Below are 21,952 nucleotides of genomic sequence, written 5' to 3'. Positions count from 1 at the left end.
GGGGATAGCCGCGGCCTCTGTGGAAGTTTGCGACAAGCCCGATGAACTTCAAGGGCGGCTCGGGCAAAACTACTACGTCCGCGCATCTGGCCCAATATCTGGCGATGCGCGGTTATCGTGTGCTGGCGATCGATCTCGATCCTCAGGCCAGCCTGTCTGCCTTGTTCGGCAACCAGCCGGAAATTCACGTCGGTACGAACGAAACACTCTACGGCGCAATTCGCTACGATGAAGAGCAACGCCCGATCGAAGAAGTCGTCAGAGCGACTTATATTCCTGACCTCCATCTCGTTCCCGGCAATCTCGAACTTATGGAGTTCGAGCACGACACACCGCGCGCCCTGATGAGCCGCAAGGAAGGCGACACGCTATTCTACGGGCGGATCAGCCAGGTCATTGAGGACGTCGCGGACAATTACGACGTCGTCGTCATCGATTGCCCTCCCCAGCTCGGCTACCTGACACTTTCGGCTCTGACGGCAGCAACCTCCATCCTGGTGACGGTGCATCCGCAGATGCTCGATGTCATGTCGATGAACCAGTTTCTGGCAATGACGTCGAACCTGCTGCGGGAAATCGAGAACGCTGGCGCCAGGTTCAATTTCAACTGGATGCGGTATCTCATCACCCGCTTCGAGCCGAGCGACGGCCCGCAAAACCAGATGGTCGGTTATCTCCGGTCGATCTTCGGCGAAAACGTGCTCAATTTTCCGATGCTGAAGACGACGGCTGTCTCCGATGCCGGGCTGACAAACCAGACACTCTTCGAAGTCGAGCGCGGCCAATTCACGCGTTCGACCTACGATCGCGCCTTAGAGGCGATGAATGCCGTCAACGATGAGATCGAGTCTTTGATCAAAAAAGCGTGGGGTAGAACCACATGAGCCGAAAGGACATTTTGGGCGTTTCCGCAACCGTACCGGCCGCGCCCTCGCCGCACGACCCGCAATTGGCAAAGAGCCGAACCATGCCGCTTCTCGGCGTTGCTCGCAAGGACCGTGACCCGGCGACCAAGCTGACCGCCAATATCGGCAACGCTTTGCGCGAGCAGAACGATCGCGTCGAACGAGCCGAAGAAATCGAACGGCGTCTTGCAGAGGGCCAGGCGGTGATCGATCTCGATCCGAACGTCATCGATCCCTCGTTCATGCAGGACCGGATGCCGGGCGACATTGATGGGCTGCTTGCGTCTATTAAGGAACAGGGCCAACAGGTGCCGATCCTCGTGCGCCCTCACCCTCATACGTCCGGCCGCTATGAAGTTGCCTTCGGTCATCGCCGCTTACGCGCGGTGACCGAACTCGGCCTGGCGGTCAAGGCGGTCGTCCGGGACCTGACGGACGAGCAACTGGTCGTTGCCCAGGGCCAGGAAAATAACGAGCGCCAGGATCTTTCCTTTATCGAGAAGGCGCGCTTTGCCGCCCGTCTGAAGGAACGTTTCCCCCGAGACGTGATCATCTCATCGATGTCCGTCGACAAGGGCGATCTCTCCAAGATGCTCTCCATCATCGAAGCCCTTCCCGCGGACCTGATCGATACCATCGGCCCTGCCCCCGGTATCGGCCTTAGAAGCTGGCAGGAACTGGCCGAACTGATCGAAAAGGCTTCCTCGGCCGACAACGTCCTCGAACGTGTGCGTTCCAGCGAAATTCGGGCGCTTCAGTCCGCCGACCGGTTCAAGGCGCTGATTGCGCATCTGAAGCCGCGCCGGTTGGAACGCGGTCTCCCTGAGGTCATGGCGAGCCCTGCTGGCGAGCGCCTGGCGCAGGTGAAGCAGAGCAAGGCGAAGGTGGAAATCATGATCGATCGGAAGGCGACACCGGACTTTGCGGCCTTCGTGCTCGAGCAATTGCCGACGCTTTATGAAGCGCACCGTGCGAAACAGAAACAGAAGAAGGAAGCGTAACGCGCAAAAGAAAAGAGCCCCCTCAACGTTGCCGTCGCGGAAGCCCTTCTGTCTCTTTAGCACGAACAGAATCGCATTTCCTCGAATCCTCGTCAAGAGTCTTTGGCACCGATTTGGTGAGCAAATTTCTATTGCCTGCTGAAAGGTAAGAGACGATGCAAACGGGAAATGTGACGACGCCCTTTGGGCGGCGGCCGGTTTCGCTTGCCTTGGTTAGACGGCAGCAAGCTGTTGCCGAGATCAAGGCGGGGAAGTCGGCAGAGAAGTGGAAAGTCTTTCGCGACGTTTCTGCGGCAATGGCGCTGCTTGGCATTCAGTCGAACAGCCTGGCGGTGCTTGACGCCTTGCTGAGCTTCTATCCGGAAAATGACTTGCGCCAGGACGCGCCACTGATCGTTTTTCCGTCGAATGCGCAACTGTCGTTGCGTGCCCATGGCATGGCGGGTTCCACCCTCCGACGGCATCTTGCGGCGCTTGTTGAGGCCGGCCTGATCGTTCGAAAAGATAGCGCCAACGGCAAGCGCTACGTTCGCAGAGACCACGCGGGTGATATCGAGAACGCCTTCGGTTTCGATCTTTCGCCATTGCTGTCTCGCGCGGAAGAGCTCGCCATGCTGGCGCAGCAGATCGTGGCGGAGCGTGCCGCCTTCAAAAGGATGAAGGAGAATCTGACGATCTGTCGGCGCGACGTGCGCAAGCTGATTTCGGCTGCCATGGAAGAAGGAGCGGCAGGCGATTGGCAGGCGATCGAAGGCATTTATGTAGGGTTGATTGCCCGACTACCACGCACGCCATCGCCTGCTGATATAAGCACAATCCTCGAAGAAATGCAGATGCTGAAAGAGGAGGTGCTCAACAGGCTGGAAAATCAGGAAAAAACTGAGAATCCCGGCGGCAATGCTGCTCATACTGAGCGTCACATACAGAATTCAAAACCCGAATCCTTTAATGAACTTGAACCTAGCTCTAGAAAGGAGCAGGGGGCAAAATCGAGCGGGGCGGATGGAATCCAGCGAGAGCCGTTGAAGGCATTCCCGCTCGGCCTGGTGTTGAAGGCCTGCCCGCAGGTTATCGACTATGGGGCCGGCGGCGCGATCGGGACCTGGCGCGAATTGATGTCCGCAGCCATCGTCGTCCGGTCGATGCTGGGGATCAGCCCTTCGGCCTACCAGGAGGCCTGCGAGATCATGGGGCCGGAAAATGCGGCGGTCGCCGTTGCCGGCATCCTGGAACGAGCAAACATGATCAATTCTCCGGGCGGATACTTGCGGGATCTCACGCGACGGTCGGAGCGAGGCGAATTTTCGCTGGGGCCGATGATCATGGCCTTGTTGAAGGCGAATGGTCTGGCGCAGACGAGAGCGGGGTAGGGGCGTTCGGGCCATTTCGAAGAGAACCGCGGGGACGTTTGCCCTCCCAAAGGCTTCGTAGAAAAGTTGGTCGCGACCAACTCTGCTAAACCCTTGTAGCCGTTGGATTTTTGAATTTCGATATTTTGGAGCGAAATCATCAGTTGGAAGTGCGGCATTCGAGGAAGACCGAGGGGAAATCTCCGATAGGCGCGGCGTCGGGCGGTAGGAGAAGCGAGCCAGTCGTCGGATCGGATCGGCCAAAAGCGCATCATCGTGCGAAGAGGCGCTCGATCTCCTCGCGCTGCTCGGCGTCTTTGGGCGGATTGTCGTTCCTTAGTTTTTTGCAGGTTGAGGATCTTCCAGCGGACGGCCGGCAAGGCGAGGGCGTGCGGCAAGCCGATAACCTCGAAGTCGGGGTCACCATCGTGAAGGGACAGCAGAAACGTGCGGGCCTTGTCATCAAGGCGCGCCTGGATGTCCTTCAGGAACCGCTCCCGGACGTCCAGCAATTCGTCCAGCGAGACCTTCTCGATTGTCATCCCATCGAATTCTTGATTGAAGACATGTGCGACGTCGGCCCTACTGGGCTGCAGCAATTCGTGGGGCGGGCGTCCGGAACTCGCCACGTAGACGAGGAAGGTGCGAAACAGCGGGTCCGTCAGTCCTTCGTGTTCGTAGAGCAACTTTACGTCGAAGAGATCGCGCGGATGCTGGCGATCGACTGCTGCATGCACCTTGCCACCGAAGAGATCTTCGAAGGCGACAACCTGCATTTCTGCAAAACCAAACTGGTCTTCGACTCGCTCGCTGACCCTGCGTTGTTCGACGGGGTGCACCGTGCCGCGGGCGACCGGAGAGGTTTCGATCTTGATTGCGGTCTGGCCCCGCCTCACCTCGACGCGTGTATCGCCGCCACCACCGCCGGCTATTCGCTTTGTCCGGACGCCCTTGATGCTTTCGACCTTCCCAGCGACCCGGTCGAGGGCCTCGTCGATTTCAGCCAGGCTCTCGACCTCGGTTTGAGCGGAAGGTAGGTCAGGTCGATATCGACCGAGAGACGCGGGAGATCTCTGTAGAAGAGATTGATGGCGGTTCCACCCTTCAAGGCGAAAACTGGTTCGTCGGCAATCATCGGCAAAGCCTGGACGAGGAGCTCGAGCTGGGAAATATACTGGTCACGGGCCATCGCTGCCCTCCGGCTTTCCAGGAAGGTAGTCTTCGGGAATGGTGATGCGGTATGTAGGATGCAGCTTGCCGCCCTTGATGAATGAGCGGTCGCCGCTTCCAAGATCGATGATCGATCGGTCGACATGCTTGAGCCAGGCGTGCTCGTGGCGGTCCGCAAAGACGAAGAAGAGCCGTTTCACCTGGACTTTGGTGCAGTCGGCCAAAAGCTCGGTGATGCGGCGCGGACGCAGGTTAGTCAGACCCTCGAAAATCGTATCGATGTTGTGGAAGCTTTCGTTTTCCGGCAGTTCGTCCAGCGCTTCGAGGATGGCCCGCTCCGGCGTTGAGGCGCGTATCGTCCAGTTCTGTAGAAACAGGATGGCGTTGCCGTCCTGTTCAGCCGCCAGGGGTTCGATCCCGAGATACGCCGTCTTGAAAAGTCGCGTGCTGCGGAGGACGGGGAGACCATTGGTGGGGAGGTTCGCGAGCCATCGGGGAGCATCGCCATAGATGAAGATTTTTTCGGCGGCCCCTAGCGCCAGGTAATGCACATGCCCGCGAAGTCCGAGCGCCGTGCGGCCGCCGATATGGAACGGGTAATTCATGATCGTCTGTGCAGACATGACCGCAATGCGCCAGTCGGTGCGTTCTTCTGCCGAACCATCCCGCCCCGAGGGACGCCGATAAACGCCATGCATGACGGGCTCGAGCCAGCCTCGGCGGAGATAGTCATGTGTCGAACTCCGGCGGATTTCCATTTTCCGCATCCATGCAGAATCCACGATGAAGCCTGCCGGGACCTCATCAAGCATCGACTTTAACTTATCGCGCTTTTGTTCGCTCATGACGGACAAAAATGGCATCTTTAAAAGTGCTGCGCAAGGAGACTTTATAAAAGAGGAAAATTGTCCGTTCCAAACGGATTTTCAAGGCCGATCTGGCGACGGTGACGCCCGCCCGTCATCGTTCGTTTTGAAGCCATTTTGCCCAAGGCTGTAGGAAGGCGCGACAGTTCTTCATGGCCACGCGCAGAAAATGCAGGCTTCGATCTTGCGATCCTTCCCTTTCGTACTCACGAAACAGAACGCCGAGCCGACGCGCCATGTGTGGCTCGGCCGTGCTCGTCAAAGATAAAAGCACCCCGAACCTGATTGTATAAGTCGCCAGTCTCTAGCGACCAAGATGTAACGGTCATTGTTCGCCGATCAGAACGCGGTTGACGAGGAGCGCTGCGACTTGCCTCTGCCAACAAGGGTCGCGCGTATCTGCTCGCTTTTCGTCATCGCCGACGCAGCGGGGGGAGGGGAAGACGAATCGGACCTGCCATCGGCGTCGGCGGCCGTCTTTTGCTTCAGCGCCAGAAAGCGGTTCTGTGCTGTCATACGGTCGTCGTCGCTCATTGGCTCTAACTGTCTGCCATCAATGTCGTGGCGGAAGGAGTCCGGCTGGGCGCTCGCAAAGTAGTAACGCTTTGAATGCACGAAGGCGGCTACAGCACGCCGCAGCGTCGTCACACCAACACACGGCTTCAGGAGCGCGCGTATTTCCTCAAAAAGGCCAGTTGCGAAAGGTCGGATATGATCGCCAAGTTTGCTAGGGAGGATACCGATCGGACGGACAAGCAGGGCATTGATCGCCTCAGCTTTCCGGATATCGATATCTGCTGCCACGATTGGGCCACGGCTGACCATCCAAGGTTTCGTCATATCGTCTCAGCCCCTCTATCGTTTCCTGCGTGGTGGTTCTGCGATAATCTGGATCCTTGATCGCTGCGCACATCCTGCCGCAGAAATGTGTATTGGAACAACCGATCTCAAGGAATGGATTGCGCTTCATTTCCATTTACCTTCTGTAACGGGCGTGCGGCGCTTTATGCAGAGGCTTCGCCAGCACAGGAGTGGCAGTCTTGGATAGAATCCATTATATTGCTGGCATGAGCGACGAACAGACCATATCGAACACGACCAAAAGTGCCGTCGAAAAGGTGCTTCGCGACCGTCTCGGTCCGGCAGGCTTTTCGGGAGCTGACATCCGCGCGGAACATGATAGCGATGGCGACCCGATTCTGCTCGTCGATGTGAAGTATGTCTACTCGGACAAGCCGATTAGTTCGAAGCTCACCTACGGGCTTTCGACCGAGGTCCGCAAAGCATTGAGCGCGCTTGGCGAGACGCGGTTCCCGCATATCCGACACCATTTCGACGAACAGCAGAAGATCGCAAGTTAAGCCGTGTCGCACGATCTGATCGCTACGGCACGGCGGCTCGCAAAAGCAAGCCCACAGCGTCCGCGCCAATCTGACCTGAAGCGCGGTGTGAGCACGGCTTACTATGCCCTGTTCCACGCCCTCGCGCGTGACTGTGCCGACCTGCTCGTGGGAACTGGCGATACGCGGAGCGAGCCGGCCTGGGCGCAGGTCTATCGAACTCTCGAACATGGGGTCGCGAAGAATTCCTGCAAGGCTTCAGCGGGCCGGGGATTTCCCGGTAGTATAGTCTCGTTTGCAGACACGTTCGTGGTCCTGCAGGAAGAGCGCCACCGCGCCGACTATGACCCGCTCGCGCGTTATGTCCGCGCCGAAGTCCTCGTACTAATCGACAACTGCGAGCAGGCCATCAAGGACCTTGCCTCCGCGCCACGATCGGACCGGAAGGCATTTGCGATCTGGGTGCTTTTCCAAAAAAAGCGATAGCCCATACTTCGTTTTTGACCCGGCCCCCAGGGCTTGCCGGCTCAGCCCTTCGACTTTTGCGATCGTCGCGGCTGCGTCTTCGTACCTTGGACAAATGGGAAAAAGCGCGCATCTGCTACCGAAGCGACCAGGCGGCGCCCGTCCGTGGTGCTGCCGTGCAAATTTCAATCGTGGTGGCCTTTGAGACTTATCGAGTGCCTGTCGCTACGACCCAACACAGATATTGCTGTCAATCGTGAGATATCTTTAATGACGGAACAAACAAAGAACATAGCTTCCGGACATGACTTCTTCATCCGAAGCGTGCAGAAGATAGGACCATCCCGCAAGGTGCCGTTTCCGCCCGATGCCCCTTTAGAGTCGATTCAAATGTTGCTGCATTTCGTTGCCCCTACGGAAGAATGTCGCCCATTTCTCCTCGATAAAGACCAACGTCCCGCTTCTCGGATTGCGTCCGGACCGTGAGCATCGGTTGCGCATGGAAAATAGCCCCAAGCGCCGACCTCGACGCGCCCGTTTGCTCCCAAGATTTCCGCTAGCTCATCAAGAATTGTGTCGACGATCCGCCCGGCATCGCTGTGACAATTGCCTGGTTTTTATCACTGGTCCCTCATCGGAGCTACAAGTGGGCGTGTTGCGGGTATCGGAATAGGGGGAGCCTGAAGTCGATCAACGGGGGAGGGAGGTTGTACCGCAAGGTAAGGCGTAGGCAGGAGGCGGTGCAGAGGGAGAGGAGGGAAGGGAAAAGCTGTGACGGATTGAGAGGGTTGGAGAGAGGCTCCGCCCGATCCGTCATGGAGAAACCGACATGGTCCAGGCCATTCAGAAAATCACCCTCAGTGCAGCCCGAGATATTCCCTTCAACAAGCTGGTGCTCAGCCAGCAGAACGTCCGCAAGATCAAGGCGGGCGTCTCAATCGAGGACCTGGCGGAGGACATCGCCCATCGCGGGCTGCTCACCAGCCTCAACGTCCGCCCCGAACTCGACGACGATGGCAACGAGACGGGAAGTTATCGGATTCCGGCCGGCGGACGCCGTTATCGCGCCCTTGAGCGCCTTGTCGCGCAGAAGCGATTGGCCAAAACCGCCGGCGTTCCCTGCATCGTCAGCAAAGGCGAAACCCTCGAAGTCGAGGACTCGCTCGCCGAAAACGTCCAACGCGTCAGCCTTCATCCGCTCGATCAGTTCCGCGCCTTCCAGACCTTGCGCGAGCAGGGGCTTGGCGAAGAGGAGATCGCCGCGCGCTTCTTCGTTTCGGTCGCGACGGTCAGGCAGCGGCTTCGGCTGGCATCCGTCTCACCGCGGCTTCTCGATCTTTATGCCGAGGATGAGATGACGCTCGAACAGATCATGGCGTTCTCAATCACCAACGACCACGTTCGCCAGGAGCAGGTCTGGGACACGATCTCGCGTTCGCATAGCCGCGAGCCCTATTACGTCCGTCGGCTGCTGACCGAAACCGCAATCCGTGCCAGCGACCGCCGCGCCGTCTATGTCGGCATCGAAGCCTACGAGGCCGCAGGCGGTGTGACCATGCGCGATCTGTTCGAGCAGGACCAGGGCGGCTGGCTGCAGGATCCGGCGCTGCTGGAGCAGCTTGTGATGGAAAAGCTCAAGACTGACGCCGAGGCGATCCAGGTGAGCGAAGGCTGGAAATGGGTCGAAGCCGCGTTCGATTTCCCCTATGGCCACACATCCGGCCTGCGCCGCTTCTACGGCGAGCAGGCCGAAATGACTGACGATGAACTGGCCCGCTATGACGCCACCCGCGCCGAATACGACAAGCTCGATGCAGAGTATGCGGAGGCAAACGAATACTCGGAAGCGACCGAACAGAAGCTCGAGGAACTCGGCAGCGAACTCGACCGGCTCAACGACCGGCCATTCGTCTTCGATCCTCAGGATATTGCTCGCGGCGGTGTTTTCGTGTCGCTCGGCGCCAGTGGCGAGATCAAGATCGAACGAGGCTTCGTGCGTCCCGAGGACGAGCAGCAGGCTGAGGCCGATCCGTCGACTGATGGCGGCGACGGTCGTGCCGATCATGGCGGTGCTCTTACGGTAACCGGCGCGGCCGGCGGCGAGGACACCCAACCGGACGACGAGGACGAAACGATCAAGCCGCTTCCCGACCGCCTGGTTCTCGATCTGACGGCGGCGCGCACCGTCGCGCTGCGCAATGCATTGGCAAACAATCCTGTCATCGCCTTTATCGGCGTGATGCATGCCTTCGTCCTGAAGACCTTCTACGTCTATGGTTCCAATTCGTGCCTGGAGGTGACGCTGCAAAGCGCTCGCTTCAGCCAGACGCCCGGCCTCGGCGATACGGTCTGGGCGAAGGAGATCGATCAGCGGCACGATGGTTGGGGCCAGGATCTTCCCAAAGATCCAAACGATCTCTGGGATTTCCTGATCAAGCTCGATGAGGTCAGCCGGCAGGCGCTGTTTGCGCATTGCGCCTCGCTGTCGGTCAACGCGGTGATCGAACCCTGGAACAAGCGGGCTCGGGCGATTGCCCACGCTGAGCAGCTGGCCCGCTCGATCGGCTTCGACATGGTAGAAGCCGGCTGGGTGCCGACCGCCGACAACTATCTCGGCCGCGTCACCAAGGCCCGCATCCTGCAGGCCGTTCGAGAGGCCAAAGGTGACCAGGCGGCGGAGCTGATTGGCCATCTCAAGAAGACTGACATGGCCCGCGAGGCCGAACGGCTGATCACAGGCTGCGGCTGGTTGGCGGAACCGCTTCGCATGACGGTCGAGGAAGGCACCATCGAAAGCGACGCCGTCGCCGATGAGGCCTCCGTCGGGTCCGACGAGCCCGGGAATATCTCCGAAGCTCAGGACCTACCGGTCTTCCTGCTCGATGAGCCGGAAACGTCGGACGACGACACCGGCGATACGGAGAGTGGGATCGACGGGGAGCATCTCGCTGCCGCCGAATAGTGTCACGAGCATCACATCAGCCTGACCCGATCGCATTTGCGGTCGGTCTTCTTTCCCAACAGCCCGGCCATCGCGCCGGGCTTTTCCGTTTCAGGAGGCACCTATGCCTGACTTCACCATCGAGACCACCTATCACCTGCCGGTCTTCCGGCATCGCACCTATGAAGCGGACACGCTGGACGAGGCGTGCCGTGCTGCCATCGAAGATGACAGTTGGGATATCGCCGAGAAGGACGTCGATTCTTCGGGCGCAATTCATATCACCGGCATCTGGGACGGTGCACATGCGGCCTATGCGGGACCGCCGCTCCAGATCCCCCAGCAATTCGACGAACCTGTCCAGCGCCGGGCGCGTCATTTCGAGATCCTGCTCGGCCTGTTGAAGATCCTGTTCGATGACGTCCGTGCGGCCCGGCCACCGTCGCTCGATTGGCTCGCTCGATCTGCCTGGGCGATCACACGAGGAGAAGCCATTCTCGCCGGAGACCCGGATCCTGAAGAGCCGGTCGATCCGCCAAAGCCTTCCCACGTCCTGGTCAGGCTGCAGGAGGGTGGTGTGCGCGACGCAATCACCGCGGTGCTCGAAGTCGACCCGAGCTTTAAGGGTTTAACATCCGAGGCGGTGACCGACGACGAGGTCCATGCTGCATGCCTCTCTGTCGCCACCACGATGGATTTTTCCGACATGGTCGGGAACGCCGAATTCCAGGCGGCGCTCTTGGCAATCCGGTCGGCGCACCGCCGGCTGGCTTCCGATTGATTCCTTTTCCCAGCATCCTTCTCAACCTCGCCCGGCCATCGCGCCGGGTTTCCGCTTTTAAGGAGACAGCTTATGACAACTCTCACCTCCAACAACCCGTCCGCCCGTTCCGCCTTCAAAGTCGATATCTCCCGCGGCGAGCGGATAGGCCGCGTTTCGTCGGAATGGTTTTCCCGTCCTGACGATGAACGCTTCCTGTCGCTGACCGAGCTCTACGACACCGTCCGGTCCCGCGCCGAGCGCGCCCATGCCCGAACGATCGAAAGCGCTGCGATCCGCGTCGAAGCAACGCGCGACAATGCGGAGCGGCTTGAGCTTGTTGTCCCAGGTCAGCGCCAAGCGATCGCACCGACCCACTGGAGCTACGGGCAGCTTTGCAGCCTGGTTGGCGCTCCCGCCACCTATATGCGGCAACTGCCGGCGCCGCTTGCGGCCATCAACCTGCAGCATGGCCTGCTCAACCATCGTGCCGAGCTCGTCAAGACGCTTGAGATGGATGACGGCCGGCTGGAACTGCGCGCAGTGACCGGACCGGAATACGGTCGGATCTGGGATCATGAACTGGTCTCGTCGGTTATGAAGATCGCCGGCAACGGGACCGGCGACACGATGTGGAAAGTACCAGGTGTTCTCGACTGGGCGACGATGACCCACAATCCCTTCGTCGACATCACCAAGGACACGACCACCCTTTATGCCAGTGATCGAGACGTCTTCCTGTTCCTGGTCGACGACACCCATCCGATCGAAGCCGGACGCCTGCCAAACGGTGAGCCCGACCTCTATTTCCGCGGCTTCTACGCCTGGAACTCGGAAGTTGGATCGAAGGCGCTCGGCATCGCCTCCTTCTATCTGCGAGCGGTCTGCGCCAACCGCAATCTCTGGGGCACGGAGAATTTCGAGGAGATCACCATCCGCCACTCGAAGTTCGCCGCCCAGCGCTTCGCGCACGAGGCAGCACCTGCGCTGACCACCTTTGCCAACTCGTCGCCGGCACCATTTATCGCCGGCATCAAGGCGGCACGGGAGCGGATCGTCGCGCGCAAGGACGACGACCGCGAGACCTTCCTCCGTCGGCGCGGCTTCTCGAAAGGTGAGACCGGCAAGGTGATCGAGATGGTCCTGTCGGAGGAGGGGCGGCCGCCGGAGTCGGTCTTCGATTTCGTGCAGGGCATCACCGCGCTGGCGCGCACCAAGACCAATCAGGACACGCGTCTGGAACTCGAAGGCAAGGCGAAAAAGCTGCTGGAGAGTGTCTCCTGATGCGCCTCGAGACAGATCAAACTGACATCACCATCACCATCATCAGCCCGGCCGCCGTGTCGGGCATTTCCGTTCGTGGAGCACTGCAATGGCTATACCCGATTACGCTCGCTTGAATTTCGATACGCTGCTTCGCGCCGCGTCCGATGGCAATCTCGCTCTTATGGAATGCCTTGATGCCGCCACACGCGAACCGCGTTACGTGCTCTGCGCCGTCGGCCGCAGTGAGGGCGATTACGCCTTCACGCCGTTTGACCATCTTGCTGAAGGCAATCCTTACGATGCCTATCTGCCGCCCGATCCCGATGATCCGACTGGCTTCCTCGCAAGCCCGACGACCTAGACACTGACAATAGCCGGCGGTTTAAGCCGGCAATCCCCGATCCTGCCCTGGCTGCCCGATTTCGTTCCTCCGACCTTCGGCAGGACGCTGGGCTCCCCTGTTCTTTCCTCACTCTTGGAGCATCCTTCGATGAATATCATCTCGCATCCCCAAATCGTTTCCACCTCTCCACGTCCTGATATCAAAACCGGCGCTAAAGCACTTATAGATGCTGCCGGTCGGATCGCGTCGCTTCTGGAGCAAGGTAAAGTCGTCACCACAGCTGACCTGCGGCAAACTATGACCGAGGTTTTCGGCGGCAGCGACGCCGAGGGCCTCTGGCACTGGAAGGAGGCCTATGAGGCGACCGAAATCGCCCAGGTCCTGTTTCTGCGCAAATTCCGCGCGATCGTATCCCGCACCCAGTCGCCCCAAGCGACGCTCGCGATGCTGACGAAAGTGGCAAACCTCACGCCCACCCATACACGCCGTTCCGAGGAAAGCCAGGCCCTACAGCAGTTCTCGACGCCGATCCCGCTTGCCTACGTCGCATCTCGTGCTGCCGGCATCAAAGCCGCTGACGTGGTGCTCGAACCGTCGGCTGGGACCGGCATGATGGCGATCTTTCCGGAGCTCGCGGGCGCTCGCTTGGCGCTCAACGAATATGCGGTGGTCCGGCACTCGCTTCTGGGGCCGCTCTTCGCCGGCGTTTCGGCCTCTCGACACGATGCCGCGCATATTGATGATTACCTCGACCGCTCCATTCGGCCGACCGTGGTGCTGATGAACCCGCCGTTCTCAGCGGGAGTGCACGTTGAAGGTCGCGTGGCTGATGCCGCCTGGCGGCATCTGGCCTCCGCATTCGCGCGGCTTGCTCCCGGTGGCCGACTTGTCGCGATCACCGGCGCGAGCCTCTCTCCCGACAATCCCGCATGGCGGGACGTTTTCGTGCGGCTGCAGGAGAAGGGTACGGTCCTGTTCACCGCAGCGATCGACGGGAGCATCTACGCCCGGCATGGAACGACGATGGAAACGCGCCTGATCGTGATCGACAAGATCCCGGCGGGCGATCCTTCGAAGCTGGTGGCGTCGAAGGGTACCGCGCACGATCTGGAAACACTGCTCACCTGGATCACCGGGTTTGCGCCCCGCGCGCCCGCGGCGGCGTCGAACTCCATCGGTGCGCTCTCCAACGGTAGCCTGCGCGCGGACACGATGCGTCCAGCAGCGGTTGCCGCCCCGACGCATCGCCCCGCGGTCGGAGAACAGGCGCAGCCTGCAGCAACGGTCCGTCCGATACCCGTCGATGACGAGATCATCGAACTCTCCTACGAACTGCGGGACGCTCGGCCGAAGGATGAGGCAAACGATGCTGACGGTATCTACGAGCCCTACCGGCTGCAGTCGATCCACGTTCCCGACGCAAAACCTCATCCTGACACACTGGTCGAATCGGTTGCCATGGCATCCGTCGCACCGCCGAAACCGATCTATCGTCCGCATCTGCCGAAGCGCATCGTCACCAACGGCGATCTCTCGGATGCCCAGCTCGAGAGCGTCATCTATGCCGGCGAAGCCCATTCCGGCTATCTCGCCGGCTACTGGAATGTCGATGCCTCCTTCGACAACCTGAAGGCTGTCGCGCCTGACATCGACCACGCCGTCCGCTTCCGTCGCGGCTGGTTCCTCGGTGATGGCACGGGCGCGGGCAAGGGCCGCCAGGCTGCCGGCATCATTCTCGACAACTGGCTCAAGGGCCGCCGTCGCCACATCTGGATTTCCAAGTCAGACAAGCTGATCGAGGACGCCCAGCGCGACTGGAGCGCGTTGGGCCAAGAAAAGCTGCTGGTGACGCCCTTGTCGCGTTTCCGACAGGGCAAGCCGATCAAGCTGGAGGAAGGCATCCTCTTCACCACCTTTGCGACGTTGCGCAGCGATGAGCGCGAGGGCAAGCGATCACGGGTTCAGCAGATTGTCGACTGGTTAGGTCAAGAGGCGGGGAGCGGCGAAGCCGCGACTGGGAATGCGAAAAGCTTCGATGGTGTTATCATCTTCGATGAAGGCCACGCCATGGCCAATGCCGCCGGCGGCAAGACCGAGCGCGGTGACAGGTCAGCGTCACAGCAGGGCAGGGCGGGACTTCGTCTGCAGCGCGCACTGCCGGATGCCCGCGTCGTTTACCTTTCGGCGACCGGCGCCACGGACGTCGAATCGCTGGCCTATGCCGAGCGCCTCGGTCTCTGGGGCAGCGCCGACTTTCCCTTCCCGACGCGCTCCGAATTCATCGCGGCGATCGAGGACGGCGGCGTCGCCGCCATGGAGGTGCTGGCGCGCGACCTGAAAGCCATGGGCCTCTACGCATCGCGGTCGCTCTCCTTTGAGGGCGTCGAATACGAGATCCTCGAGCACGAGCTGACCGAGGAACAGATCCGCATCTACGATTCCTATGCCGAGGCATTCCAGGTCATCCACAACCATCTGGACGCAGCAATGGAGGCATCCGGTATAACAGGCAAATCCGGGACATTGAACAAAAACGCTAAGGCCGCCGCGCGCTCGGCCTTCGAAAGCTCGAAGCAGCGCTTCTTCAATCATCTTCTGACCTCGATGAAGACGCCAGCCCTTCTCAAGGCGACCGCTGCAGATCTGCAAGACGGTCACGCTGCGATCGTCCAACTCGTCTCGACGGGCGCGGCTTTGACCGAGCGCCGGCTGGCACAGATCCCAACCGAGGAATGGGGCGATCTGCAGGTCGACGTGACGCCGCGGGAATATGTCATCGACTACCTGGTGCATTCCTTCCCGGTACAGCTCTTCGAGGAATATTCCGACGCCGAGGGCAATCTCAGCTCGCGGCCGGTTCATGACGCGGACGGCAACCCTGTCATCTGCCGGGAGGCCGAACGCCGACGCGACGAGCTAGTCGAAACTTTGGGCAGCCTGCCGGCGATCCCGACGGCGCTCGACCAGATCGTCCAGCATTTCGGCACCAGCCAGGTCGCCGAGATCACCGGCCGCTCGCGCCGCATCGTCCGCCGCGAGGACAGCAGCACCATCGCCCGCTATGCGGTGCAGAGCCGGCCGGGCAGCGCCAATCTCGACGAGGCCCGCGCCTTCATGGACGACGACAAAGACATTCTCGTCTTCAGCGACGCCGGCGGGACCGGCAGATCGTATCATGCCGACCTCGCCGCCAAGAACCAGCGCCTGCGCCTGCACAACCTTCTGGAAGCAGGCTGGCGCGCCGACGTGGCGATCCAGGGGCTTGGCCGCAGTCACCGGACCAATCAGAAACAGCCGCCGCGCTTCCGGATGATTGCCACAAACGTCAAGGCGGAGAGGCGGTTCTTGTCGACCATCGCCCGGCGTCTCGACACGCTTGGCGCCATCACCCGTGGCCAACGCCAGACCGGTGGGCAGGGGATGTTTCGCAGCGAAGACAATCTCGAATCCCAATATGCCCGCGACGCGCTGCGGCAATTCTACGGACTGCTGCATGCCGGCAGGATCGAAGGCTGCTCGCTGGACAAGTTTGAGAGCATTACTGGTTTGTCGCTCACCTCGGAGGAGGGCGGACTGAAGGATGAACTGCCGCCGATCCAGACCTTCCTCAATCGCATGCTGGCACTGACGATCACCATGCAGAACCTGCTGTTCGAGGCCTTCGAGCAGCTGCTGGCCGCCCGCATCGAGGGGGCTATTGCCGCCGACATCTATGACAAGGGTCTGGAGATGATCACCGCCGACAGCATGACAATCGCCGAGCGCCGGCTGATCTATACGCATCCGGTCACCGGCGCGCAGTCGCACCTCTTGACCATCGAGCGCAGGGATCGCAACGCACCGATGCAGCTCAAGGACGTTCAGAGCCTCGTGACGCAGGATCCTCGCGCCAAGCTGATGATTAACGGCAAGTCGGGGCGGCCGGCGGTGATGGTGCCGACCCGTTCGATCATGCTGGACGATGGCTCGGTCCAGCCGCGCGTGTCGCTGATCCGGCCGATGGACGAGCTCCGGTTCGAGACCCGCCAGCTTGAAGAGACGTCCTGGCAGGAAGCCGACGAACAGGCCTTCGCCCTTGCCTGGAATACCGAGGTCGCCGCCGTGCCGGAATTCTCGACGTCGGTAATGCATATCGTCAGCGGACTGCTCCTGCCGATCTGGAAACTGCTGCCGCAGGATTTCTGCCGCATTCGTCGTCTGCAGACGGATGACGGCGAGCAGATCGTCGGCCGCGTCATCGCGCCCGACCGGCTGGCCGGCCTTTGCCGCAACTTCGGGATCGATCAGACGCAAGTGCTGACCGGCGACCAAGCCTGGACGGCGCTGTTGGACGGATCCGCGATCATTGGCCTTGCCGGTGACATGACGCTCCGCCGCGTGCGGGTGATGAACGAGTATCGCGTCGAATTGACCGGCTTTACCGACGGCATGCGCGACTGGCTGCGGTCGATCGGTCTGTTCTCCGAGATGATCAATTGGAAGCTGCGTTTCTTCGTGCCGGTGACAGATGAGGGTGCGGGAATCCTGTCGAAGCTGATGCAGCGCCATCGCCTCGTCGACATCGCACGCCGGTCATGACGGGGGTCTGTCATGCTTTCCGCCTCCGATCTGGCGGGCCGTCTCGCGCAAAACGCGGAGGCGGTCTGCCGCCACTATCTCTCCGCCGGCCGCCGCGCCGGCAACTACTGGCTCGTCGGCGATGTCGCCAACAACAAGGGCCGGTCGCTTTACGTGCATCTGGCGGGCCCGCGTGCTGGACGGTGGACGGATGCGGCGACCGGTCAGTTCGGTGACCTGCTCGATCTCGTCCGCGAGACCTGTGGCCTCGTGGACTTCCGGGACGTTGCCGAGGAGGCGCGCCATTTTCTCAGTCTGCCCCAACCCGAACAGGTGTCGGACCTCAGGGGCGACGTCGGTGATGGCCCTCCGGCCGAGCGGCCGGCGACGGAGCGGGCACGACGGCTGTTTCGAATGACGGAGCCGTTGGCGGGTACGCTCGCCGACATCTATCTGCGCGAACGCGGCATTCTGCGGGCGTCCACCCATGGGGCGCTCCGTTTCCATGCGTCCTGCTATTATCGCGATCTCGTCACTGCTCGGACGACCAGCTTTCCGGCTCTCATTGCGGCAGTGACCGATGCGGCCGGAGCCATCACCGGCGTGCATCGCAGCTGGCTCGATCCCGACGGCGTCGGCAAGGCCAAGGTGGACGATCCGCGCCGTGCACTCGGTGGGTTGCTCGGTAATGGCGTCCGTTTCCGCTATCCAGTTACCGATCCTGTACCGGTCCTGGCAGCGGGCGAGGGCATCGAGACCATGCTGTCCCTCTCACATGTCATGCCCGGCATGCCGATGGTCGCGGCACTCACGGCCAATCACCTCGCGGGCTTCCACTTCCCGCCCGGATGCCGGCGTATCTATATCGCAGCCGACGCGGATGCCGCAGGCCGGCATGGGATCGAGGGATTGAGCCGACGGGCGCAGGCGCACGGGATCCTGCCGTTGGTGCTGTCGCCGGAGCTCGGCGACTTCAACGATGATCTTCGCTGGTTGGGGCCGGACCGGCTGACCGCAAGCCTCAAGGCTCAACTCACTCCGGAAGATGCGGTGGCCTTCCTGACCGCCTGAAGCTGGCCGCAAACGCTGGGGGAGGGGCCGGCGACGGCACCGGCGAGGGGCGGTCCATTGGTCTTATTCCGGATTGGCGCGCGCCCGCGGGCCTGCCGAGAGGCGACCCTTACCACGCGGGCCTCCGGCCTTCAGCGGGTCAGTCGGGTTTCTTCCCCTGCCGGTCCGCAGGCGCGGCCCGTCATTCCTCGCGGATCAAGAAACCCTCTTGTCCCCGCCCGGCGCTTCGCTGGGCCGCTGCGCTTCGCTTGCGGTTCCGGCCTCGGCCCGCGTGACCGGGTTCGCCGTCAGGCCGCGAGAGGCGCGGCCCACGAAACGGAGACCACCATGGACCTGATCCTCCACCCCGACGACGGCTTCGAGCCCAACCACGCTTCCTCCCCGACCGACCGCTTCATCTACGAGATGCAGGTCTACGGCTATCGCCCCTTCCAGGACGAGCCCGACCCGCGGCCATTGCCGGAGGAACCGCAGGTCCAGTCATCGATCACCACGATCTTCGACGCCCTCGCCGAAATGCTCGGCAACACCCGCCTGGAGCCCGATCTCGAAGACCTGTTCTGGTCGATTCCCAATCTCTTCCATCGCGCCGGCGAGCGCATCCAGCGTGAGCTCGACCGCAACGAGGAAGCGCAGCGCACCGGCCAGCGTGAGCAGGACGGCTCGGAGGTGAAGAGTGTCGAGCTCGAACGCCTCATTGCCGAGGGCATCACGCTCTTGGAACGCAGGAATAGCTTCGAGTTCATGCGCGACTATGCCGCCGACCTGTTCGAGGCGCAGACCGGATCCTCCTGGCGACCGCGCACCGGCTCCAAGGTCAATCATGCGAACATGACGGCGGCGATGATCGACAGCCGTGACTTCCTCTCAGCCAGACGCCGCGCCGAGACCGAGGTGCTGATCCCGGCCGGTACGAAGATCGCGTTCTCTGGCGGCATGGATTATAACGATCATGAGCGGATCTTGGCCAAGCTCGATCAGGCCCATGCCAAGTATCCCGACATGGTCCTGCTGCACGGCGGCTCGCCGAAAGGCGCCGAACGCATCGCCGCCTGCTGGGCTGAAGCCCGCAAGGTGACGCAGATTACCTTCAAGCCGAACTGGACGAAACACGCCAAGGCCGCGCCGTTCCGGCGCAATGACGAGATGCTGTCGGTCACGCCCGCCGGATTGATCGTCTTTCCCGGAAATGGCATCACAGGCAATCTCGCCGACAAGGCACGCCGGCTCGGCATTCCGGTCTGGCAGGCTTCAGGAGACGGCGCGTGAGCGCCGTCTCCCCGGATACCTGGAAAAGATGGAAAACATGGCAAAAATGGAGTATATGGAAAATCGTACTGGAGATCTTTGCGATGAAGCAGTTCACGACAGGTGACTTGAATAAACAAATCGGCGATATCACCGACGCGGCGAGCCGTGAGCCGGTGATGCTCACCCGGCACAAGAAGCCGCGTTTCGTGCTGATGAGCTACGAGCACTATGAGCGCATGCGCACCGGCGGCGATCCGCGCCGGGCCCATCATATCTCGGAAATGCCCGCCGAGCATGCAGAACTGTTCGACGAGGCGCTCGATAAGTTGGCGCGCGGCGAAGGCTACGACGATGAGCCGTGAATTCCGACCCGGCGAGGTCATCTCCTATCCCTACCTCTGGGCCTGGCAGCAGCAGCGCGGTGAGACCGAAGGCCGCAAGCAGCGTCCCGTCTGCGTCGTCATCGCCATCCGCAACGCCGCCGATGGAAATACCCATCTGGCGCTTCTCGCCATCACCACCCAACCGCCGCAAACGGGTCGCGCCTCATTGGAGATCCCGGACATCGAGCGCAAGCGCGCGGGCTTAAGCGATCTGAAGCAGTGCTGGATCATGGTCGACGAATACAATTACGATATCGTCGAACGCTCCTGGTACATCGAGCCCGGTCAGGACATCCTCGGCCGCTTCAGCAAGTCCTTCATGGTGAAGATCGCCAGACTGTTTGCCGATGCGCGCGGCCGAACCGGCCGGGTCAACCGCCTCGACTGAGACTTGCCGCATCCCCGCCGCCCTCCGAAGCGACATCCCTTGAAATCACGTCTGTCACTCGGTTGCGCTCCGAAGAACTGCAGTCGCTTCAGGGAAGGCCGAGGGCTCGGGCCTCACGCCACCGAAGGCCATCTTTGACGATGAGGATGGGATCAGGACTGTGCTGATCTCTCGCGATGTGCCGACTGGTTGACGGCCAGGGTCCGTTGATCCGAACACCACGACGCATGTCACGAGCGCGGCACTCCGCGCGGCAGCAAACGGCCGCCACGGCGAGGTCTCCTGACGACGTCGCAATCAAAGACCATTCCCGTTCTTTATGTCGCCTTTCTAAGGGACCGGCCGCGATCAGCGTCAACCCCGCAAGGGGGTTTCCCTTCGCTACGCTGCGGTGACGCCTGCGGCGCAGCCCCTTCTTCGGGCGCCATCGGGAATGGTCCCGATGCAACGAAGGAGACAATCCCATGGCTACCACGATCGCAACCCTCACCGAAAAGACCGACGGCACTCTCGAAGGCGTCTTCGCCACCATCCGGGTCAACGCCCCGATCGCCCTCGTCCCGAACGCCAACAAGGCGAGCGAAGAAGCCCCGGACTACCGCATCATCCACCGCAAGACCGGCTTTGAGATCGGCGCAGGCTGGAACCGCATCTCGCGCCAGACCGGCGAAGAATACATCTCCACGAAGATCGAAGCGCCCGAGATCGGCGTGATCTTCGGCAACGTCGCCCCGGCGCCCGGCGGCGAGCCCGGCAAGAAGGTCATCCTCTGGAACAGCCCGGCCTGAACCGGACCGCCGGCCCCGAAACCGGGGCCGGCCTCCCCATTCCAAAGGAGGCCGCCATGAGCCGCTACACAATTACCGTCACCAGGACCGCATTCCGCCACGCCGACCCGGATGCCATTACCGCCTACGACCGCCCGCTTCAGACGTTCTTCCTCCAGGCATTTCCGGATGCCAGTGGCGAGGATCTGGAACTCTGGCTTGGCACGGACTTCCGGGAGTTCGAAACACTGTCACAACTGCGGTCCACAGCAATCGCACGCGGTTTCGACTTCATACCCTTGGCATCGGGCATCCTTCACAAGCTGCTGGACGACCATGCCCGCGAAGCGCATCACGCGGTCAGCGACACGATCATCCAGGATCTGCTCAACGGCACATCCGCCCGCTGATGCAAACCCAAAACGAAAATAGCCCGGCACGGCGCCGGGCTATTTTTTGCTTGGCCAACAAGATTACTTGTTCAGCGCATCCTTCAATGCCTTGGCCGGCGTAAAGGCTAGCTTTTTGGCCGCGGCAACCTTGATCGTCGCACCGGTCGACGGGTTGCGAGCCTCGCGCTCCGGTGTCGCCTTCACCTTGAACTTGCCGAAGCCGGGCAGCGACGTCTCGTTGCCGGCAACGGCTGCGTCGGTGATCGATGCGATGACCGCTTCGACGATCGTCTTTGCCTGCGCCTTTGTAAGGCTGTGGTCGGTTGCAATCTTGTCGGCAATTTCATTGGTCGTGGTCATTTTCTTCTCCGCGTCGGTTCAAATGCAGAATCCCTGCCATTGCCGGCCGAAACTGTCATCGACACGCTGCGGCTAATGGCGCGGAAAGCCCCGGATTTCCACAGTTATTCACGTGGTCACGTATCAGTAACCCGCAGACGGGCATCGAGCCCGTCCTCGGGTCTGGGTGCGATACGGAGAGGAAATGTCTGCTCAGTCCGTCCGAGGGTGTCATGGGGGCATGACGGCCTCAAGGACGAGCGGTGCCCCCAATTTTGCCTCCGCTCCGGTTCCCTGCACTCCGACAAAATCGGCACCCCCCACTCGCCGCCGCTGGCGGTCGCGTTCCGCGATCCCTGACCCCGCCACGCCCCCATGACCGCGCGCGTCGTCTTTCA

At 61.3% G+C, this 21,952-nt stretch carries 18 protein-coding genes and 3 pseudogenes; 16 read left to right on the top strand and 5 right to left on the bottom strand.

Annotated elements, in window-relative coordinates:
* Positions 1-35: 35 nt before the first annotated feature.
* The 3 genes and pseudogenes from repA to repC form a co-directional block, all read left to right on the top strand.
* Positions 36-884 (top strand): annotated as a pseudogene (gene repA, locus J3P73_RS34650) (plasmid partitioning protein RepA); the annotation flags it as partial.
* Positions 881-1,906 (top strand): plasmid partitioning protein RepB, encoded by a 1,026-nt coding sequence (gene repB / locus J3P73_RS34645; RefSeq protein WP_164579968.1) that lies wholly within the window; start codon positions 881-883, stop codon positions 1,904-1,906. The pseudogene repA and the gene repB, both read left to right, overlap by 4 nt.
* A gap of 155 nt (positions 1,907-2,061) precedes the next feature.
* The gene (gene repC / locus J3P73_RS34640; protein WP_164579969.1) at positions 2,062-3,276 is read left to right on the top strand and encodes a plasmid replication protein RepC; all 1,215 of its coding nucleotides are present in this window, start codon (positions 2,062-2,064) and stop codon (positions 3,274-3,276) included.
* A 250-nt stretch (positions 3,277-3,526) separates the two neighbouring features.
* On the opposite strand, the pseudogene J3P73_RS34635 reads toward repC, so the two are convergent.
* From J3P73_RS34635 to J3P73_RS34625, 3 genes and pseudogenes are all read right to left on the bottom strand, one after another.
* A pseudogene (locus tag J3P73_RS34635) lies at positions 3,527-4,444 on the bottom strand (nucleotidyl transferase AbiEii/AbiGii toxin family protein).
* Positions 4,434-5,288: a type IV toxin-antitoxin system AbiEi family antitoxin gene (locus J3P73_RS34630; protein ID WP_164579970.1), complete on the bottom strand. Its 855-nt coding sequence runs from the start codon at positions 5,286-5,288 to the stop codon at positions 4,434-4,436. The pseudogene J3P73_RS34635 and the gene J3P73_RS34630 overlap by 11 nt, the downstream one beginning before the upstream one ends.
* Positions 5,289-5,630: 342 nt before the next feature.
* Positions 5,631-6,131, bottom strand: coding sequence for a ProQ/FINO family protein (locus tag J3P73_RS34625; protein ID WP_064251028.1), 501 nt, complete (start codon positions 6,129-6,131; stop codon positions 5,631-5,633).
* A gap of 191 nt (positions 6,132-6,322) precedes the next feature.
* On the opposite strand from J3P73_RS34625, the gene J3P73_RS34620 reads away from it, so the two are divergent.
* Together J3P73_RS34620 and J3P73_RS34615 are read left to right on the top strand one after the other, a co-directional pair.
* Complete coding sequence (locus tag J3P73_RS34620; protein ID WP_245002804.1) at positions 6,323-6,652, top strand: hypothetical protein; 330 nt, start codon at positions 6,323-6,325, stop codon at positions 6,650-6,652.
* Positions 6,653-6,655: 3 nt separating this feature from the next.
* Positions 6,656-7,117 (top strand): hypothetical protein, encoded by a 462-nt coding sequence (locus J3P73_RS34615; RefSeq protein ID WP_164579971.1) that lies wholly within the window; start codon positions 6,656-6,658, stop codon positions 7,115-7,117.
* Positions 7,118-7,471: 354 nt separating this feature from the next.
* Here J3P73_RS34615 and J3P73_RS38365 read toward each other — a convergent pair.
* A pseudogene (locus J3P73_RS38365) lies at positions 7,472-7,698 on the bottom strand (HU family DNA-binding protein); the annotation flags it as partial.
* 227 nt (positions 7,699-7,925) lie between these two features.
* On the opposite strand from J3P73_RS38365, the gene J3P73_RS34605 reads away from it, so the two are divergent.
* The 11 genes from J3P73_RS34605 to J3P73_RS34555 all read left to right on the top strand — a co-directional run bounded on the left by J3P73_RS34605 (position 7,926) and on the right by J3P73_RS34555 (position 21,233).
* Positions 7,926-10,058 (top strand): ParB/RepB/Spo0J family partition protein, encoded by a 2,133-nt coding sequence (locus tag J3P73_RS34605; RefSeq protein WP_164579972.1) that lies wholly within the window; start codon positions 7,926-7,928, stop codon positions 10,056-10,058.
* A 103-nt stretch (positions 10,059-10,161) separates the two neighbouring features.
* Positions 10,162-10,818, top strand: coding sequence for a hypothetical protein (locus J3P73_RS34600; RefSeq protein ID WP_164570222.1), 657 nt, complete (start codon positions 10,162-10,164; stop codon positions 10,816-10,818).
* A gap of 72 nt (positions 10,819-10,890) precedes the next feature.
* A complete protein-coding gene (locus J3P73_RS34595; RefSeq protein WP_164579973.1) occupies positions 10,891-12,081 on the top strand; it encodes a DUF932 domain-containing protein in 1,191 nt (396 codons plus the stop codon).
* Between the two features lie 88 nt (positions 12,082-12,169).
* Positions 12,170-12,424, top strand: a complete 255-nt coding sequence (locus tag J3P73_RS34590) for a DUF6117 family protein (RefSeq protein ID WP_164579974.1) — start codon at positions 12,170-12,172, stop codon at positions 12,422-12,424.
* Between the two features lie 129 nt (positions 12,425-12,553).
* Complete coding sequence (locus tag J3P73_RS34585; RefSeq protein ID WP_164579975.1) at positions 12,554-16,984, top strand: strawberry notch-like NTP hydrolase domain-containing protein; 4,431 nt, start codon at positions 12,554-12,556, stop codon at positions 16,982-16,984.
* Between the two features lie 12 nt (positions 16,985-16,996).
* Positions 16,997-18,034 (top strand): DUF7146 domain-containing protein, encoded by a 1,038-nt coding sequence (locus J3P73_RS34580; RefSeq protein ID WP_164579976.1) that lies wholly within the window; start codon positions 16,997-16,999, stop codon positions 18,032-18,034.
* Between the two features lie 327 nt (positions 18,035-18,361).
* On the top strand, positions 18,362-19,303 hold the full coding sequence (locus tag J3P73_RS34575) for a DUF2493 domain-containing protein (RefSeq protein WP_164579977.1): 942 nt from the start codon (positions 18,362-18,364) through the stop codon (positions 19,301-19,303).
* An 83-nt stretch (positions 19,304-19,386) separates the two neighbouring features.
* Entirely contained in the window at positions 19,387-19,647 is a 261-nt protein-coding gene (locus tag J3P73_RS34570) for a type II toxin-antitoxin system prevent-host-death family antitoxin (RefSeq protein ID WP_100773314.1), read from the top strand.
* Positions 19,637-20,056, top strand: a complete 420-nt coding sequence (locus J3P73_RS34565; RefSeq protein WP_164579978.1) for a hypothetical protein — start codon at positions 19,637-19,639, stop codon at positions 20,054-20,056. The genes J3P73_RS34570 and J3P73_RS34565 overlap by 11 nt, the downstream gene beginning before the upstream one ends.
* Before the next feature lie 464 nt (positions 20,057-20,520).
* Positions 20,521-20,844: a DUF736 domain-containing protein gene (locus J3P73_RS34560; protein WP_012559840.1), complete on the top strand. Its 324-nt coding sequence runs from the start codon at positions 20,521-20,523 to the stop codon at positions 20,842-20,844.
* Positions 20,845-20,900: 56 nt separating this feature from the next.
* Positions 20,901-21,233 carry a hypothetical protein gene (locus J3P73_RS34555; RefSeq protein ID WP_164579979.1) on the top strand — a complete coding sequence of 111 codons (333 nt, stop codon included), beginning with the start codon at positions 20,901-20,903 and terminating at the stop codon, positions 21,231-21,233.
* 63 nt (positions 21,234-21,296) lie between these two features.
* Here the strand turns inward: J3P73_RS34555 and J3P73_RS34550 are convergent, their stop codons facing one another.
* Entirely contained in the window at positions 21,297-21,575 is a 279-nt protein-coding gene (locus tag J3P73_RS34550; protein WP_164579980.1) for an HU family DNA-binding protein, read from the bottom strand.
* Positions 21,576-21,952 lie beyond the last annotated feature (377 nt).

The sequence above is a fragment of the Rhizobium ruizarguesonis genome, assembly GCF_017357285.1.
Lineage (GTDB): Bacteria > Pseudomonadota > Alphaproteobacteria > Rhizobiales > Rhizobiaceae > Rhizobium > Rhizobium ruizarguesonis.
The sequence above is the reverse complement of the archived record's forward strand: the minus strand, read 5'-3'. Positions and strand labels throughout refer to the sequence as shown.